The sequence below is a fragment of the Streptomyces sp. MGP-BFMKR1 genome, from assembly GCF_057766585.1.
Genome location: NZ_CM173408.1, coordinates 3,572,310 through 3,587,749, shown reverse-complemented (window position 1 = coordinate 3,587,749; position 15,440 = coordinate 3,572,310). Strand labels below are relative to the sequence as shown.

The 15,440-nt window shown below is 72.4% G+C and carries 10 protein-coding genes and 3 pseudogenes; 7 read left to right on the top strand and 6 right to left on the bottom strand.

Features of this window, described 5'->3' with window-relative positions; all coding sequences use genetic code 11:
- Positions 1-414 precede the first annotated feature (414 nt).
- From AC3CHW_RS13660 to AC3CHW_RS13640, 5 genes and pseudogenes are all read left to right on the top strand, one after another.
- Positions 415-1,425 (top strand): polyprenyl synthetase family protein, encoded by a 1,011-nt coding sequence (locus AC3CHW_RS13660; RefSeq protein ID WP_488470609.1) that lies wholly within the window; start codon positions 415-417, stop codon positions 1,423-1,425.
- Positions 1,426-1,766: 341 nt separating this feature from the next.
- Positions 1,767-3,011, top strand: a complete 1,245-nt coding sequence (locus tag AC3CHW_RS13655) for a LolA family protein (RefSeq protein ID WP_488470608.1) — start codon at positions 1,767-1,769, stop codon at positions 3,009-3,011.
- A gap of 958 nt (positions 3,012-3,969) precedes the next feature.
- Positions 3,970-4,964 (top strand): annotated as a pseudogene (locus AC3CHW_RS13650) (ABC transporter ATP-binding protein).
- A gap of 457 nt (positions 4,965-5,421) precedes the next feature.
- Positions 5,422-6,285 (top strand): ABC transporter permease, encoded by an 864-nt coding sequence (locus AC3CHW_RS13645; RefSeq protein ID WP_488471043.1) that lies wholly within the window; start codon positions 5,422-5,424, stop codon positions 6,283-6,285.
- 659 nt (positions 6,286-6,944) lie between these two features.
- The gene (locus AC3CHW_RS13640) at positions 6,945-7,550 is read left to right on the top strand and encodes a histidine phosphatase family protein (protein WP_488470607.1); all 606 of its coding nucleotides are present in this window, start codon (positions 6,945-6,947) and stop codon (positions 7,548-7,550) included.
- A gap of 162 nt (positions 7,551-7,712) precedes the next feature.
- Here AC3CHW_RS13640 and AC3CHW_RS13635 read toward each other — a convergent pair.
- The 3 genes and pseudogenes from AC3CHW_RS13635 to AC3CHW_RS13625 form a co-directional block, all read right to left on the bottom strand.
- Positions 7,713-8,744, bottom strand: a pseudogene (locus tag AC3CHW_RS13635) (M28 family metallopeptidase); the annotation flags it as partial.
- A 536-nt stretch (positions 8,745-9,280) separates the two neighbouring features.
- Positions 9,281-9,778, bottom strand: a complete 498-nt coding sequence (locus AC3CHW_RS13630) for a hypothetical protein (protein ID WP_488470606.1) — start codon at positions 9,776-9,778, stop codon at positions 9,281-9,283.
- 185 nt (positions 9,779-9,963) lie between these two features.
- Positions 9,964-10,422 carry a VOC family protein gene (locus AC3CHW_RS13625; protein ID WP_398610370.1) on the bottom strand — a complete coding sequence of 153 codons (459 nt, stop codon included), beginning with the start codon at positions 10,420-10,422 and terminating at the stop codon, positions 9,964-9,966.
- Between the two features lie 69 nt (positions 10,423-10,491).
- Here AC3CHW_RS13625 and AC3CHW_RS13620 point away from each other — a divergent pair.
- Together AC3CHW_RS13620 and AC3CHW_RS13615 are read left to right on the top strand one after the other, a co-directional pair.
- Positions 10,492-11,181 (top strand): annotated as a pseudogene (locus AC3CHW_RS13620) (CGNR zinc finger domain-containing protein); the annotation flags it as partial.
- A gap of 237 nt (positions 11,182-11,418) precedes the next feature.
- Complete coding sequence (locus AC3CHW_RS13615; RefSeq protein WP_488471042.1) at positions 11,419-11,814, top strand: SRPBCC family protein; 396 nt, start codon at positions 11,419-11,421, stop codon at positions 11,812-11,814.
- A 127-nt stretch (positions 11,815-11,941) separates the two neighbouring features.
- On the opposite strand, the gene AC3CHW_RS13610 is transcribed toward AC3CHW_RS13615, so the two are convergent.
- The 3 genes from AC3CHW_RS13610 to AC3CHW_RS13600 form a co-directional block, all read right to left on the bottom strand.
- On the bottom strand, positions 11,942-12,865 hold the full coding sequence (locus tag AC3CHW_RS13610) for a hypothetical protein (RefSeq protein ID WP_488470605.1): 924 nt from the start codon (positions 12,863-12,865) through the stop codon (positions 11,942-11,944).
- A gap of 35 nt (positions 12,866-12,900) precedes the next feature.
- Positions 12,901-14,010 (bottom strand): EamA family transporter RarD, encoded by a 1,110-nt coding sequence (rarD, locus tag AC3CHW_RS13605; protein ID WP_488470604.1) that lies wholly within the window; start codon positions 14,008-14,010, stop codon positions 12,901-12,903.
- Positions 14,011-14,276: 266 nt separating this feature from the next.
- Complete coding sequence (locus AC3CHW_RS13600) at positions 14,277-15,149, bottom strand: SDR family oxidoreductase (protein ID WP_488470603.1); 873 nt, start codon at positions 15,147-15,149, stop codon at positions 14,277-14,279.
- Positions 15,150-15,440 lie beyond the last annotated feature (291 nt).

Genomic DNA, 15,440 nt, shown 5'->3' with positions numbered 1-15,440 from the left:
CGGGGTGAGCGGAGTGTGCAGGAGGTATGGGGCGTGCGGGACGTACGGGGCGCGGTGGGCCGGGCCCGGCCGGGACCCGGCCGAGGGGCGGGCGGGGCTGCGGAGGGCCGGCGCGGAGGTCGCTCGCGGGGCCCGTCAGGGGGCGGGGGCGTCCGCGTTGGTGGGGGCCGTGGGCCGGGCGTCACCTGCCGGCAACCTGGCCTTGGCGTGGGCGTCCGCACGCCGACCAGGGCAGACGCGTGCACGCGCGGTGACCGACGGCGGCGGCGACCCCGAAGAGGCGAGCGCTTCGGGGGGAGCGGCGGCCGGGAAGGCGCTCACGGTGATCGATACCCGACCGGATACGCTTCCTTGTGGTGGAGACAGCGACACATCGACATTCCACGCGATCGTAGGCAGACAGGAGTACCTCTCGTGACCGTCGTCGGGCCCCTTGGGCTGACCGTGCGGGACCAGACTCTGGAAGCCGACGCCCTTGCCGGGTTGGCGGCCGTCGAGGAGGGCCTGCTGGAGGCCACCAAGAGCGACGTCCCGTTCATCACCGAGGCGGCCCAGCATCTGGTACGCGCCGGCGGCAAGCGTTTCAGGCCGCTCCTGGTTCTGTTGGCCGCGCAGTTCGGGGACCCGCACGCGCCGGGTGTGGTGCCGTCGGCCGTGGTCGTCGAGCTGACCCACCTGGCGACGCTGTACCACGACGACGTGATGGACGAGGCCGACGTGCGGCGCGGCGTCCCCAGCGCCAACAACCGCTGGGGCAACTCCCTGGCCGTCCTGACCGGCGACTTCCTCTTCGCCCGCGCCTCGCACATACTGGCCGACCTCGGACCGGAAGCGGTCCGCATCCAGGCCGAGGCGTTCGAACGCCTGGTCACCGGCCAGATCCTGGAGACCGCGGGGCCGCGCGACGGCCGCGACCCGGTCGAGCACTACCTCGACGTCCTCGCCGGCAAGACCGGCTCACTGGTCGCCGTCTCGGGCCGGCTCGGCGCGATGATGGCGGGCGCGGACGAGAGCGTCATCAGCGTGCTGACCCAGTACGGGGAGCGCCTCGGCATCGCCTTCCAGCTCGCCGACGACGTACTGGACATCGCGAGCGACTCGCACGAGTCGGGCAAGACCCCCGGCACGGACCTGCGCGAGGGCATCGCCACCCTGCCGGTGCTCCACCTGCGAGCCCAGGCCCAGGCGAGTGGGTCGGCGGCCGACCGCGAGCTGTGCGAGCTCCTTGAGGGCGACCTGACGGACGACGCCCGGCACGCCGAGGTGCTGCTCAGGCTGCGCGCCCACCCCGCCCTTGAGCAGGCACGACGCGACACGCTGCGGTACGCGGCCGAGGCGCGCGCCATGCTCGCCCCGCTGCCGAAGGGCGCGGCACGCTCGGCGCTCGAGGGCCTGTGCGACGCGGTGGTCCACCGGGCGGGCTGAGCCTCCGCCCCCATAGTTTTCTTCTCCCAGCCCCTCTTCCCCGCCCGAAGCCCCGCCGGGCCCGTACCCACCCGTACCCGTCGTGGCCGACGGGTGACGGGCCAGGTGGCGGCCCGAGTTCCCGTGCGGGCCCTGGTCTTGCCCCGAGAACCCTGGTCTTTCGTCTGAGACGTGTCATCCCGCAGGGGTACGGGGAGTTGCTCCTGCGGGGGGACGCCAGGTGGCGGTCCTTTTGATGGGATGGAGAAGCCACCGCACGGCGGATCGGGTGACAATGAAGCCCGAGGGTGGACGAGTGCGACGTTGATTAACCGCCGGGCGACGACGGAGGTAGAGCACACATGGCACGTACCCGATCGACAGAGGCCACGGACGAGTGGGACGAGGAGCGTCCCGCGCGACGGCACAAAGCCGCGCGGTACGCCGTCCCGGTCGCGGTGGCGGGGGTGGCGGCGGCGACGATCGGGCTGGTCCCGGCGCTTGCCAACTCCGGCGGCGACCCCGACCTGCCGAAGATCACGGCAGAGGAACTGATAGCCAAGATCGCCGCGTCGGACACGCAACAGCTGTCCGGCTCGGTGAAGATCAGCACTGACCTGGGCATTCCCGGCCTCTCGGCCGGCTCGTCGCTGGGCGGAATGGGCGGCGGCCAGCACGGTGGCGAGGACGGCGACGAGGCGTCCGCGGCGCCGCTGTCCAAGCTCACCGAGCTGGCGGCGGGCTCGCACACCCTGCGCATCGCGGCGGACGGCCCGGAGAAGCAGCGCGTCTCGATCATCGAGGACGCCGCCGAGTACAGCCTGATCCGCAACGGTGACCAGGTCTGGGCGTACGACAGCGGCAGCAACTCGGTCTACCACGCCACCGCTCCCCAGCAGGAGCGTTCCCACGGCAAGGGCAAGCACGAGGAGCGGCTGCCGAAGGACCTGACCGACGCCACTCCGCAGGAGCTGGCCAAGCAGGTCCTGGCCGGGGCGGACAAGACCACGTCCGTCACGGCGGACGGCACGGCGAAGATCGCCGGTCGCGACGCGTACCAGCTCAAGCTGACCCCGAAGGGTGACACCACGGTCGGCTCCATCCGGATCGCCGTGGACGCGGACAACGGTGTCCCGCTCAAGTTCACGCTCGCCCCGAAGAGCGGCGGCAAGGCCGTCGTCGACGTGGGGTTCACCAAGGTCAGCTTCGGCAAGCCGAAGGCCAGCACCTTCGAGTTCACGCCCCCCGAGGGCGCCAAGGTCACCGAGCAGAAGGACCTCGACCGCAAGGCCGACAAGCTCGGCCAGCGTGAGGAACTGGGCGCCGACGACCTGTCCGGCCTGAACGTGATCGGTGAGGGTTGGGGCACGGTCGCCAAGCTCAAGCTGCCCGGCGGCCTGCCCACCGAGCAGCACGGCGAGGGCGCCGAGTCCGCGGCGGCCTCGCAGTTCCTCGACAAGCTCGGCGACAAGGTCAAGGGCGACTTCGGCTCGGGCACGGTGTTCAGCACCCGCCTGGTCAACGCCCTGCTGACGGACGACGGCACCGTGTACGTCGGCGCGGTCGGCAAGGACACGCTGATCGACGCCGCCAACGCGGGCAAGTAGCCGCCGACGCGGCCCACCGGTCGCCGCGACCGCCCGGCCCCCGGCCTCGCCGGGCAGGCCCACGGCGGTCGTCGGCGGCCGAGCCCGGCCGCACGGTGATCGGCGCCGGCCGTCCGGTGGTGCGTACGCCCCCAGGGGCACGCACCACCGGACGGCCTTGCCACACCCAGCGCCCCGTTGCCCGCACCCCAGCCCCTGAGCGCCACCGGGACCCGCGCCGGTTGGTTCGGAGGCGGCTGGTTCGGGGGCGGTCGAACGGGGTCCCGGTCCAGGGCCGGAGCCCGGGCGGGCCGGAGCGAGGCGGGAAGCTGGCTGCGTAAGCACGCGGTGGGCCGGTTGTGCTGTGCCGCGTGTGACGGGTGCGGGGCGGTGTGTCGCGCGTGGCGTGCGGCGTGAGGCGTGTGGTGTGCGTTGCGTACGAGGCGCGGTGTGTGGCCCGTGGCGCGCGGGTGCGGTGCGCTGAGGGGGCGGGCACGCGGCAGCGGTGAGTTGTGGCGTGACGCGTGTGTCGTCGTGCGGTACGGGGCGGGCTCGCGGTGCATGCTCGGGTGGTGTGCGTCGGGCGGGCAGGGTGAGCCGACGTATGGCGGGCATGCGTGGTGGTGGCCGCGTACGCCACGGGAACGGCGCCGCAGGGTCGGCGCACGCGCGCCGCGGGGTTGGTGCGGGTGGGAGCGCCGGCCGGTGCTGGTTCGTTTCCGTACGGACTGGTTTCGTGTTGGATCGGTTTCGTGCCGTCCGGACGTGGGTCGAGGCCAACGTGGGTTGGGCTCGGGTCGCCTTCGGGTCGGTCTGTGTCGCGTGAGCGCACCTGTGCCGGGTGTGGTTCGCGGTGATGCGGCCCGGGCGCGACCGGTCCGGGGCGCGACGGGTCCGAGGCGTGGCCGCTCCGGGCTGCCGGGAGCGTGGGCGGCGCGGACGAGGCCGTGGGCCGAGAGAACGACCGAGTGAGAACCGGATGACGAAGGGGGAGCCTGTGGACGAGCCGTCCGCCGGATCGACGCCCGCGGTGGAGACGCGCGGGCTCACGAAGCGGTACCGGGGTGGGCAGCTCGCCGTGGACGGGCTCGACCTGCTCGTACCGCGCGGTAGCGTCTTCGGCTTCCTCGGGCCCAACGGCTCGGGGAAGACGACCACCATCCGGATGCTGATGGGCCTGATCGAGCCGACGTCGGGCGGCGCCCGACTGCTCGGCTCACCCATGCCGCGCGCCGCCCGTCAGGTGCTGCCCAAGGTCGGCGCGCTGATCGAGGGCCCCGCGCTGTACGGGTTCCTCTCCGGCCGCGACAACCTCGTGCGCTACGACGCCGCCGACCCGACCGCCGACCCGCGCACCCGCACCGCCCGGGTCGGCGCGGCCCTGGACCGGGTGGGCCTCACGGCGGCGTCGGGCAAGAAGGCCCGCGCGTACTCGCTCGGCATGAAGCAGCGCCTCGGCCTGGCCGCCGCGCTGCTTCAGCCGCGCGAACTGCTCATCCTGGACGAGCCGACCAACGGACTCGACCCGCAGGGCATGCGCGAGATCCGCACCCTGGTACGTGAACTGGCCGACGACGGCATCACCGTCTTCCTCTCCTCCACCTCCTCGACGAGATCGAGCAGGTGTGTTCGCACGCGGCCGTGATGGCGCAGGGCCGCCTGATCACGCAGGGCACGGTCGCCGAACTCGCGGCCGGAACGCGCGGCCGACTCGCCGTCACCACACCCGACACGGCGGACGCGGTCCGCATCCTCAAGGAGCACGGCGTGACGGACCTCGCGGTCACGGGAGACCGGATCACCGGCGAGCCGCCGGCCACCCAACTCGGGGACGGCACGCCCACCGACCTCGCCGACCTGAACGCCGCCCTCGTCCGGGCCGACGTACGGGTACGAGGCTTCGGCACGGAACGGGCCTCGCTTGAGGACGCGTTCGTCGCACTGACCGGGGAGGGTTTCGATGTCGCGGGCTGAGCGGGCGGGCAAGGCTGAGCGGGCTCAGCAGCCCGAAGGGGCCGAGCCGGCCGAAGGGCCGGAGCGTGCCGCGGAGGCCGGGGCGGCCGAGCGGGCCGGAGGGCCCGGAGCCGGCGAGCGGGTTACGGGCCCCGCCGGGCCCGTCGATGCCGGTGGAGCCGGGCAAGCCACCGACACCGTGGGCTCCGTCGGGGCCGGCGAGGCCGGGGGCGCGGCCGAGGTCGGGGGTGCGTCCGAGATCGGGGATGCGTCCGAGGTCGGGAGCGCGGCCGGGGACGAGCGGCCGGCGAAGGGTACGGCGACCGAGCGCCCCCGGGAGGCCGTACGGGTCGCGGCAGCTCAACCGGCTCGGGACGCCGAACGGCGGCAGGCGGACCCATCGCCGCGCGTGACCCGGCGCGGCGACCGGGACGAGGACGGGCTCGCCGTCGTACCCCGGGGCGGCGGCGCCGCGGCCCTGCCACGGCACCCGAGCGCGCTGTGGTCACTGGCCCTGTTCCGCAGTGAACTGGGCATCACCTTCCGTCGGTGGCGCACGCTGGCCCTGCTCGCCGTACTGGCCGCGGTGCCGATCCTGGTCGGCATCGCCGTGAAGATCGAGACCAGCGACGGCGGCACCGTCGGAGACGGCGGCGGCAGCAACGGTGACGGCCCGGCCTTCCTCACCCAGGTCACCAACAACGGCATCTTCCTGGTCTTCGCCTCCCTCGCCGCGACGCTTCCCGTCTTCCTCCCGATGGCCATCGGCGTGATCGCCGGCGACTCCATCGCCGGCGAGGCGAGCGCGGGGACGCTGCGCTACCTCCTCGTGGCCCCCGCCGGGCGGACCCGCCTCCTGCTGGCCAAGTACGCGACCACGCTGGCCTTCTGCCTGGTCGCCACGTTGACGGTGGCGCTGGTCGCACTGGGCGTGGGAGCGGTCCTCTTCCCCCTCGGAGACGTCACGCTGATCTCCGGGACGCGCATCTCCTTCGCCGAAGCGATGGTGCGGGCCGCGGCGGTCGGCGGAGTGGTCGCGCTGTCGCTGGTCGGCATGGCCGCCCTCGGCCTGTTCATCTCGACCCTCACCAACAGCGGCATCGCGGCGATGGCGGCCACGGTCGGGCTGCTCATCACGGTGCAGATCCTGGACAGCATCCCGCAGTTGCACGTGATCCACCCCTACCTCTTCTCGCACTACTGGCTGAGCTTCGCCGACCTCCTCCGCGATCCGATCTACTGGGACGAGATCGTCAAGAACCTCGGCCTCCAGGGCCTCTACCTGGCCGTCTTCGGTTCCGCCGCCTGGGCCCGCTTCACCGCACGGGACATCACGGCCTGACCCCCGCGCCGTCCGCCGTCCTGCTCTTCCGCGCCCGGGGCCTCGGCCCCGAGCCCGGGGGCTGGGCCCCGCGCCCGAGGCCCTGGCCTCCGTGCCCGGGATCCGGGGCTCGGCGCCCGTAGGCGGGGCCTCCGCGTCCGAGCGCCTGAGCGAGGGTGGGCGGGGGCGGTGGGCCGGCCGTTCGGGTGCCGGCGCCCGGAGATCCTGACGGCCGGGGTTCGGTGCCGGAGGGGCGCCGGCGGGCCAGCCCCTTCCTCAGCTCGGTCCGCGCGCCAGCTCCTGGCCCCTCCGTTCGTGCCGTGGCCGTGAAGGTTCGCCGGATTCGGGTCGCCCGTGCTGGGGCGGGTGCGGTTGAGTAGAGGCGATGACCCGGTCCAGCGCCAGGAGGCTCGGTGGCAGCTCGGGTTCGAGTTCGCCGGCACACCTCTTTCGGGGGTGGGGGACGCAGACTGCGGCAACTCGTCCGGCCGTGCTTGGCCAGCTCAGCCCGACCCGGCCGCAGCCTGCTGCCCGCTGGCCGAGCCGCATGCTCACCGCCGAGCCGCGCACGGCTCACGGTCGAGGTGATCCCCATCGACAGCGAAGCACCCGCGGGGCATGGTCGTCCCGCCGCCCGACCGCCGCACGGCCTCGGCCGCACGACACCTCATGGAGCCGGAATGGCAGTCGACATCGTCTACGAGACCCATTCGCTGTCCGAGGACAACGAGAACGGCATCGCGACCGGCTGGCTGCCGGGCAAGCTCTCCGAACGGGGCCGACTCCTCGCCGCCGAACTCGGCGCCCGGCGCCGGGACACCGGTCTGGCCGCCGTGTTCACCTCCGATCTGCACCGTGCCGTCGAGACGGCACGGATCGCCTTCGCCGGCACCGCGATCCCCATCCACCAGGACCCACGCCTGCGCGAGTGTGACTACGGTCAGCTCAACGGCTGCCCGGTCGCCGTCCTGGCGGGCGAGCGCGCGCGGCACATCGACGACCCGTACCCCGGCGGCCAGAGCTACCGTCAGGTCATCCAGGCCACCAGCGACTTCCTGCACGACCTGGCCGCCGGATGGAACGGCCAGCGCGTGCTCCTGATCGCCCACTCGGCTAACAAGTGGGCGCTCGACTGCCTGCTGACCGGAGCCGCGATCGAGGACCTGGTCGACGCCGCCTTCGGATGGCGCGAGGGCTGGCACTACACCCTCCCCGCAGACTGGCCCACCACCGGTCCGGGCTCCACCGCCCACCAACCCGGCGGCCCGCCCCGGCCGCAGCCCTGACGAGACCTCCGGAACCGTCCATCGGCTCGCTGCCCAGCCACCACCCGGGTCCGGCCACCAGCAGGCTGGCTGCCTGCTGGGGCCAGGTCCGGGACAGCGGGTCCGGGCCAGCGAGCCCGGGACAGCGGGTCCGAGGCCGGAGCGGCGGGTGCGGCGGTACTAGCTCGGCGCTCCGAGCGTCCATATCGCGTGGGCTATGGCGTCACTGTTCCGGTCGAGCGCGGTGTCGTTGATGTTGGCGGTCGTGTCGCATGACCGGTGGTAGCAGCGGTCGAACGCCTGGCCCGCCGTGCCGCCCCACTTCTGGGCCTGCGCTGCGGTCTTGGTGCGCCCCGCGCCGGTGAACAGGCCGCCGACGGGTATGCCGACGCGCTGGAACGAGGCGTGGTCGGACCGGCCGTCGCCCTCCGTCTCGATCTCGGTGGACACGCCCTTGGCCGCGAACCAGTCCTTGAACACCGCTTCCAGCCGCCGGTCATCGTCGTACACGAAGTAGCCCGGGTTGGGAGAGCCGACCATGTCGAAGTTGAGGTAGGCGTCGATCTTCGATCGCTCCGTGCTGGGCAGCGTGTTCACGTAGTGCCGCGAACCGAGGATGCCCAGCTCTTCGGCGCCCCACCAGGCGAAGCGAAGGTGCTGGGTGGGCTTGAGCCCCTCGCGGGATACGGCGAGTGCCGTCTCCAGAATGGCGGCGGAGCCCGAACCGTTGTCGTTGATACCCGGCCCGGCGGACACGGAGTCCAGGTGGGCACCGGCCATCACGACGTTCTGCGGGTCACCGCCGGGCCAGTCGGCGATCAGGTTGTACCCGGTGGCGCCGCTGGCGGTGAACTGCTGGATGGACGTGGTGTAGCCGGCCGCGTCCAGCTTGGCCTTGATGTAGTCGATCGAGGCCCGGTAGCCGGGGCGACCGTGGGCACGGTTCCCACCGTTCCTGGAGGCGATCGACTGGAGCTGGTTCAGGTGTCCCTTGACGTTGGTGAGCGAGATGTCGGGCGCCGCGAGCGCGGACGAGGTGGACTGGCTCACCGTTCTGGCCTCGGCGGGCGCGGGTGCCGACGGCGACGCCGTGGCTGTGGGCGAGGCGACGACCAGCCCGGCGATGGCTCCGGCTGCGGCGGTCGCCGTGCCGGCTCGGCGAAGCCAGGCCCTCCGGGGCGAAGAGACGGTACGTCGCGTGGGGTGCGATGACATACGAGGCTCCAGGTTTCCGAAATCCGAACGGATAGGACGGAACGAACAGTTCACTGGGCGGCGCTCGCATGATGAGGCCGAGAGCGCGCCACACTGAGCGGGGGAGCAGTTGACGCGTGCATGATGCTCGGTGTTTGCTCCCCCGGGGTCAAGGCGGAAACCGGACACCGCCCCCCGGATATCGCTCATCCGCGTCGATTCGCGTTCCCTCCCGGGCCGTGCCCCACCGGCGAGTGCCCCCTCCGACGGGCCGCCTCCCCCGCCGTCGCCCGGGCCCAACTCTCGTGCGGCACTCTCGACTTGCGACGTTCAGGGCGGCCCGACTCCGCCAGAGGGCGAACCCGGCCCTGCCGGGCAGGGAGCCCCGTCCCGTCGGAAGGGCCCGGCCCCCACGGCGGGCACGGCGTGCAGACTTCTCCGGAGAACCATGGGGTGGGGCCGCCGCGCCTGCCGTGCGCGGTGTCGCTGCGGCCTGCCCGTGGTGCGGCCCGCTCGGTGATGTGGTGGTCTCGCGGCGTACGAGGCGGGCGACGGGATCAGGTCTGGGTGTGGACGCGGAACGCGAGGCCGCCTCTGGTTTTCCCGGACGGCTGTACTGCCACTCGTACCGGGCCGGTTTTCTGTGTGGTCAGCGTGAAGCGTGATGCCTTGGCTCTGCTGGTTCCGCTTTCCGTGCAGCGCACCTGCCGGGGCCTTGGCGGGCCGCCCGCCGATGTGGTGATCGTGACGCTGCCCGCGCCCAGGCACACGGCCTCCACGATCAGGCGTTGGCCGGTCGCCAGCGCCTTCGTCGTGCTGGCGGCGACGCGCTTCGACGCTCGCCCCTTGCCTTGTAGGATGCGCACCCCCTCTGAGCTGGTATCGGAGAGATTCGCGGCGGCCTCGTCCGCCAGCGATAGCTCACGTTGCCTGCCGTTGTCGGTGTCGTCCGTCGCCCCGTCCGAGCTCACGTTGGCTGCCCCTGCAAGGAGTAGCGCGGTGGTCGTGCCAGCCAGTGCGGCGGTCTTCATTCGTGCTGTGATGATGCTCTTCATCGGCCCACCCCCGCTCGAATGTCGTCGTGACGATCATTCCGCTCAAGGGTGGTTCAAACCCTGATTTGAGCGAGCCCAGAGGTTGTTTTCCGGGGCTTCGGGCGCGGCGCTCCCGAGGTGCCCTGGGGGCGCCTGAGTAACCCTCAGAAGGGGTGGGCGGGGGGCGGGCGCGGGGTGGCGGGTGGTCAGTGCAGGCAGTATTCGTTGCCCTCAGGGTCCGTCATGACCTGCCACTCAATGCCTCCGAGGCTCACTCGGTGGAGCGAGGTCGCGCCCAGCTCCTCCAGCCGCGCTATCTCCTCATCTCGCTCGCCCGGTGCGCTGTGTAGATCGAGGTGGAGTCGGTTCTTCGTGGTCTTTGGCTCGGGGACGCGCTGGAAGAGGATGCGGCGACCCAGGCCCGTGTCGCTCCCCGGGTCGAACGGGTCGTCGGGGTGCCGAACGGCCACGAGGTCGCGCCACGCGCGGTGGCCCTGGAACTCCACGGTCTCCTGCTCGTCTACCGCGCCCGCCGCCAGCAGGCGTTCGATCAGGGCTCCGTTGTCCTCGATCCGGTAGCGCAGCGCCGCTGCCCAGAATGTCGCCTGGCGGTGCGGGTCCTCGGCGTCGACGACGACCTTCCAGGCCAGTGGTGTCTGCTGCATGTCCTGCTCGTCTCCCCGTTGTTGGTCCCTGTCGGATCTGCGGGTCCCGCAGATTTCGGGCTTCTGCTGATGGGTTGGCGGTCGGGGCCGCTCGACCACGGTGGTCGGCCAACTCCCGTTCTGTCTCTCGCTGTTGCCGAGTATCTTTCCTCTTCCATCCGCCGTGAAACCAGTTATAGTGGTTACATGAGCGAGATGGCAAGGGGATTGATCCTCCACTCACCGCAAGGGGTGCCCTACCGGTTCGACCCGGGGGCGCTGTGCCTGGAGCTCGTGCCCACCGGGGGGCCGGGCGAGTGGGCGCGCTATGAGGTGTTGCACCATCCCGCGGACCTCGCCGTGTGGGCCGCGCGTTCGAGGCTCACGCCCGTGCCCGAGATCGATGTGACGTCCGATGAGGTGGTGGAGGCCAAGCGGCTGCGGGACGCGCTGCTTCGGATGGCGACCCGTCAGGCCCACGGGCAGTCGTTGGAGGCCGCCGACCTCGATGTGGTCAACGAGCTGGCGCTCGCCCCGCCGCTGGTGCCGCGACTGCTGGGCGCCTCGGACCGGCGGTGGGCGCGTCCGGCGACGGGTAGGCAACTCCTCTCGACGGTCGCCCGCGACGCGATCGAGCTGTTCTCCGGCCCGTACGCGCACCGGATACGACAGTGCGCGACGGACAACTGCTACCTCCTGTTCGTGGACACCTCGCGGCCCGGCCGCCGCCGTTGGTGTTCCATGCAGCGGTGCGGAAACGTGCACAAGGTCAAGGCCCTGCGTGCCCGGCAGGCCGCGGCCGACGACCACCCCGCCGAGCCGGAATGCGCAGCTCACCCCGATGAGCCGCGAGCCCAGGACCGTTCCGCTCACGAGGGCCTGCCCGAGCTCCAGACCACATCCCGGGCCCGCCAGCAGGCAGCGACCCCTGCGACCCCCGCGGCGTCGCGGCCCGCCGACGTCAGCGCCGACGCCAACGCCGAGCAGCCTCCCGCCGACAGCCAGCAGCCCCGCGGCCTGACGCGGGACGCCGGTTGGGAGATCGGGGTCTCGAAGACCCTGCCCCACCCGTCCTCCGCGGTGTGGGACTTCATCAGCGGCGACGAGGGCATCGCCATCTGGCTGGGGCCGGGCGCCGAACTGCACCAGGAGAAGGGAGCGCCGTACGAGACCGCCGATGGCACCTCGGGCGAAGTTCGTGGTTACCGGCCGGGCGACCGCATTCGCCTCACGCACCGCGCCCCCGGCAGCACCAGGGACACCACGATCCAGGTGGCGGTCTCGCGCGCCCGCGCCGAGGGGAAGGCGGTGCTCCGGTTCCACCAGGAGCGGCTGTCCGACGCCAGTGAGCGGGCCCGCCGCCGCGAGCACTGGAAACAGGTGATGGCCGATGTGGCCGATGCCCTGGGGTAGCCGAGCCCCTGCGGGGCCCGCGGGGCCGCCCGAGCGTCGGAGACCCCTTCGGTCGGGGCACTCGCGCGGGGCTCCTGGCGGCAGGGCGCCGGGCCGGTTGCCGGGAGAGCCGCGGCGGGTGCGGCGGTCAGGCCGCCTCAGGGTCGCGCAGCAGGCGGCGGACCAGCGCGAACGCCACGCGCTCCCGAGGCTCCTCCGCGCGCGGCAGGACGATGCTGGGGCGCTGGCCCGCCCCCTGGCCGTCGCCGTGTGCGCACCGGAGGGCGAGTTCGATCGAGGTGTCGTTCACGTGCACGGCGCGGATCTCGTCCCAGGTCACGGACGTGCTGATGACCGATGGGCGCTCTCCGGGTATCGGAGTCGCTTCCTGGTCGGAGGTGTCCTGGCCGGGGGTGCTCCGGCCGGGCGGCAGGGGTGCCCCGGTGATCGTGAGGCCCGTGCTGGTGAGGGTGAAGCGGCCGTAGCGTACGGACTCGCCGCGCCCGAGGAGTCGCAGGGCGCGCGTCGCCTCGTCCGCGGCGATGAGGTCCGCGACGCGCGCGGCGTCGCGCTGCGCGAAGCGGGCCAGGGGCGCGCCATCCAGGTCGCGCAGTTCCAGCACGTCGTAGCGGCTCTGTTGCTGCCCCTGGCCCACGGTCGCGGTCTCCGTCCACTCGGCCGCCTCCAGGTCGAGCCACGCGTGGGGGATCGGCTGCCCACGACCGCTCAGCATGACGATGCCGCCCTCGAAGCAGTAGACCCGCTGCCCGTGGGGCTCGGCGCGAGCATGTCGCAGGCCCAGGACGAGCACGAGGAGGCCAAGTGAGAGCAGAACTGCTCCAATGGTGGCGCCGCGCGGTCCGTAGGGGCCGAGAAGCAGGCCGGCGCCGGGCGGCACGAGGACGACGAGAGCCAGACACCCCAGGCATCCGCCGTCGGCGTCGCCGCGTAACTCGGCGCTCCAGTGGGCCCCCAGACCGTGGGCCGCGGCGAGGTCGGCCACCGCGTCGGGTGGAGCGTCCGTGCGTTGCGCGGTGCCCATGTCCCCGCCCCCGGTCGTCGGTTCACCCATCGTCCGGGACCTGGGACGCCGAGGTCAACGGCGCGTCAGCGGGGCAGTTCGTCGGGTGCCGGGAGATCGCCGCCGGCGTCGACGGCGCCCGTCACCGGGGCTCGTCCCGTCTCGGCGAGCTCGGCCGCCGCCGCGGCAACGGCCCGGGTGGGAACGCCAGCACCCGGCTCCGCGCCGGCCTGTGCCACGGCCACCGCCTCGCCGGCGCGCACGGCCGCGACCTCGCCGGCGCGGGCCGCAGCCGCGCGCAGTTCGCTCCGCGACCGGTGGGCGGTCCGCAGGGCGTCCCAGGTCAACAGGGCCAGGGCGAGCCAGACCAAGGAGAAGCCGGCCCACCGCTCGACGGGCATCTCCTCGTGGAAGACCACGAGCCCCAGCACGAACTGGAAGGTGGGCGCGATGTACTGCAACATCCCGATCGCCGAAAGGGGCAGCCGTACGGCGGCGCCGCCGAAGCAGATCAGCGGCGCCGCGGTGATGAAGCCGCAGCCGACGAGCAGCAGCGCATGCCCGACGCCATCGGTGGCGAAGGTGCTGTCACCGCGCGCCCCCAGGAAGATCAGGAAGCCGAGCGCCGGCAGGAACTGCATTCCGGTCTCGGCCGCGAGCGACTCCAGGCCGTCGAGCCCGATGTGCTTCTTGACCAGCCCGTAGGTGCCGAACGAGAACGCGAGGGTGAGCGCGATCCAGGGCAGCTTGCCGTAGCCCACCGTCAGTACGGCCACCGCGACCGCGCCGACGCCGACCGCCGTCCACTGCGCGGGGCGCAGCCGCTCGTGCAGCAGCAGCACCCCGAACGCGATGCTGACCAGCGGATTGATGAAGTACCCCAGGGCCGCCTCGACCACGTGGCCCGAGTTGACGCCCCAGATGTAGATGCCCCAGTTGACGGAGATCACGGTGGCGGCGAGGGCGATCAGGCCGAGTCGCTTGGGCTGCCGCAGCAGCGGCCGTATCCACGACCAGCGCCGCAGCACCAGCAGGATGATGATCACGGCAGCCAGCGACCACACCATGCGGTGGGCCAGGATCTCGACCGCGCCGGTCGGCTCCAGCAGCGGCCAGTACAGGGGGAAGAGACCCCACATGCCATACGCGGCGAAGCCGTACGCAAGGCCGGTGCGCGTCTCGTTGGCCGACGTCAACGCTTCCTCCCCGATCTGCCCGCTGTGGGTGGCGACGGTCAGAACGTAGCGCTGCCAAGGTCGGTCTGTCAGCCCCGTATCGTCATACGGTCATGACATGCGGACCGGGCTGACGAGCGCCGGCCCGTCGCCCCCCGTTGCCCCAGCCCGGGCCGCGCGCCCCGCACCTCGCTGAGCTGCGGAAAGGGCGGGGGCGCGGGGCGCCAACGGGTTTGCGGGGCAGGCAGCGGCCGGTGGTGCTGTCGAGCGACGGGGTGGCGACGTGATCAGCGCAACGCCAGCGCTGCCGCGATGGACTGGCCGATCGGCGTCGTCGGGCGGCCGATGAGCCGGGACAGGTCGCCGCTCGTGCCCGCCAGCAGCCCGCGCGCGATCGCCGCGTCGACATCGGTCAGGAGCGCGGCGAACGGCTCGGGCAGTCCAGCGCCGGTCAGAATCTCCTGATGCTGGGCGGCCGTGACGACCGAGTGCGTGATCGCCTTGCCGGACTGGGCCGCGACCTCGGCCGCGTACTCGTCGAAGCTCCATGCCACGTCGCCACTCAGCTCGTAGGCGGCGCCCGCGTGACCGTCCTCGGTCAGTACGGCCACGGCCGCCGCCGCGTAGTCGGCGCGCGCGGCCGATGCCACCCGCCCGTTGCCCGCGCTGCTCACCACGGTGCCGTGGTCGAGGACCGACGCCAGGCGCTCGGTGTAGTTCTCGTTGTACCAGCCGTTGCGCAGGAAGACGTGCGGCAGTCCGGCATCGAGGATCGCCTGCTCGGTGACCTTGTGCTCGGCGGCCAGCTCGAAGTCGGCGTTCGGGCCGCCCAGGATGCCGGTGTAGGCGAGCAGCGCGACGCCGGCCTCCTTCGCCGCGTCGATCACCGCCTGGTGCTGCGGCACGCGCTGCCCCACCTCGCTGCCCGAGATCAACAGCACCCGCTCGCCGGCGCGGAAGGCCCCGGTCAGGGACTGCGGGTCGCTGTAGTCGGCGATGCGCAGCTCGACGCCGCGCGCCGCGAGGTCGGCGGCCTTGGCGCGGTCGCGCACGACGGCAGCGATCTGGCCGCCGGGCAGCTCACCCGCGGCCACCTTGGCCAGCAGTTCTTCGATGACGAGGCGGCCCAGGTGGCCGGTGGCTCCGGTGACGACGATCATCTCGGTCTCTCCTTGATCGGACGTGATGGGGCCACCGTAGGCAAGTAGCTAATTATTCGTAAGTACCCACTTTGAAGTATGGTACTGGTGCCAAGGGAAGGGGCTTTGACATGGGAGAGCGCGAGAAAGCCGCCGAAGCCGCGGGGGTCGGCCGCGACGGTACGGAACACGGTGCCGACGCGCACGGCGCGGCCGAGGAAGGCGTCGCCGACCACGCCATGGGGGGCGGAAGCGAGCGCGGCGCTGACGCCGGGAGCGGCGGTGCCGAGGCCGCCGACGGCGACCGGCTCC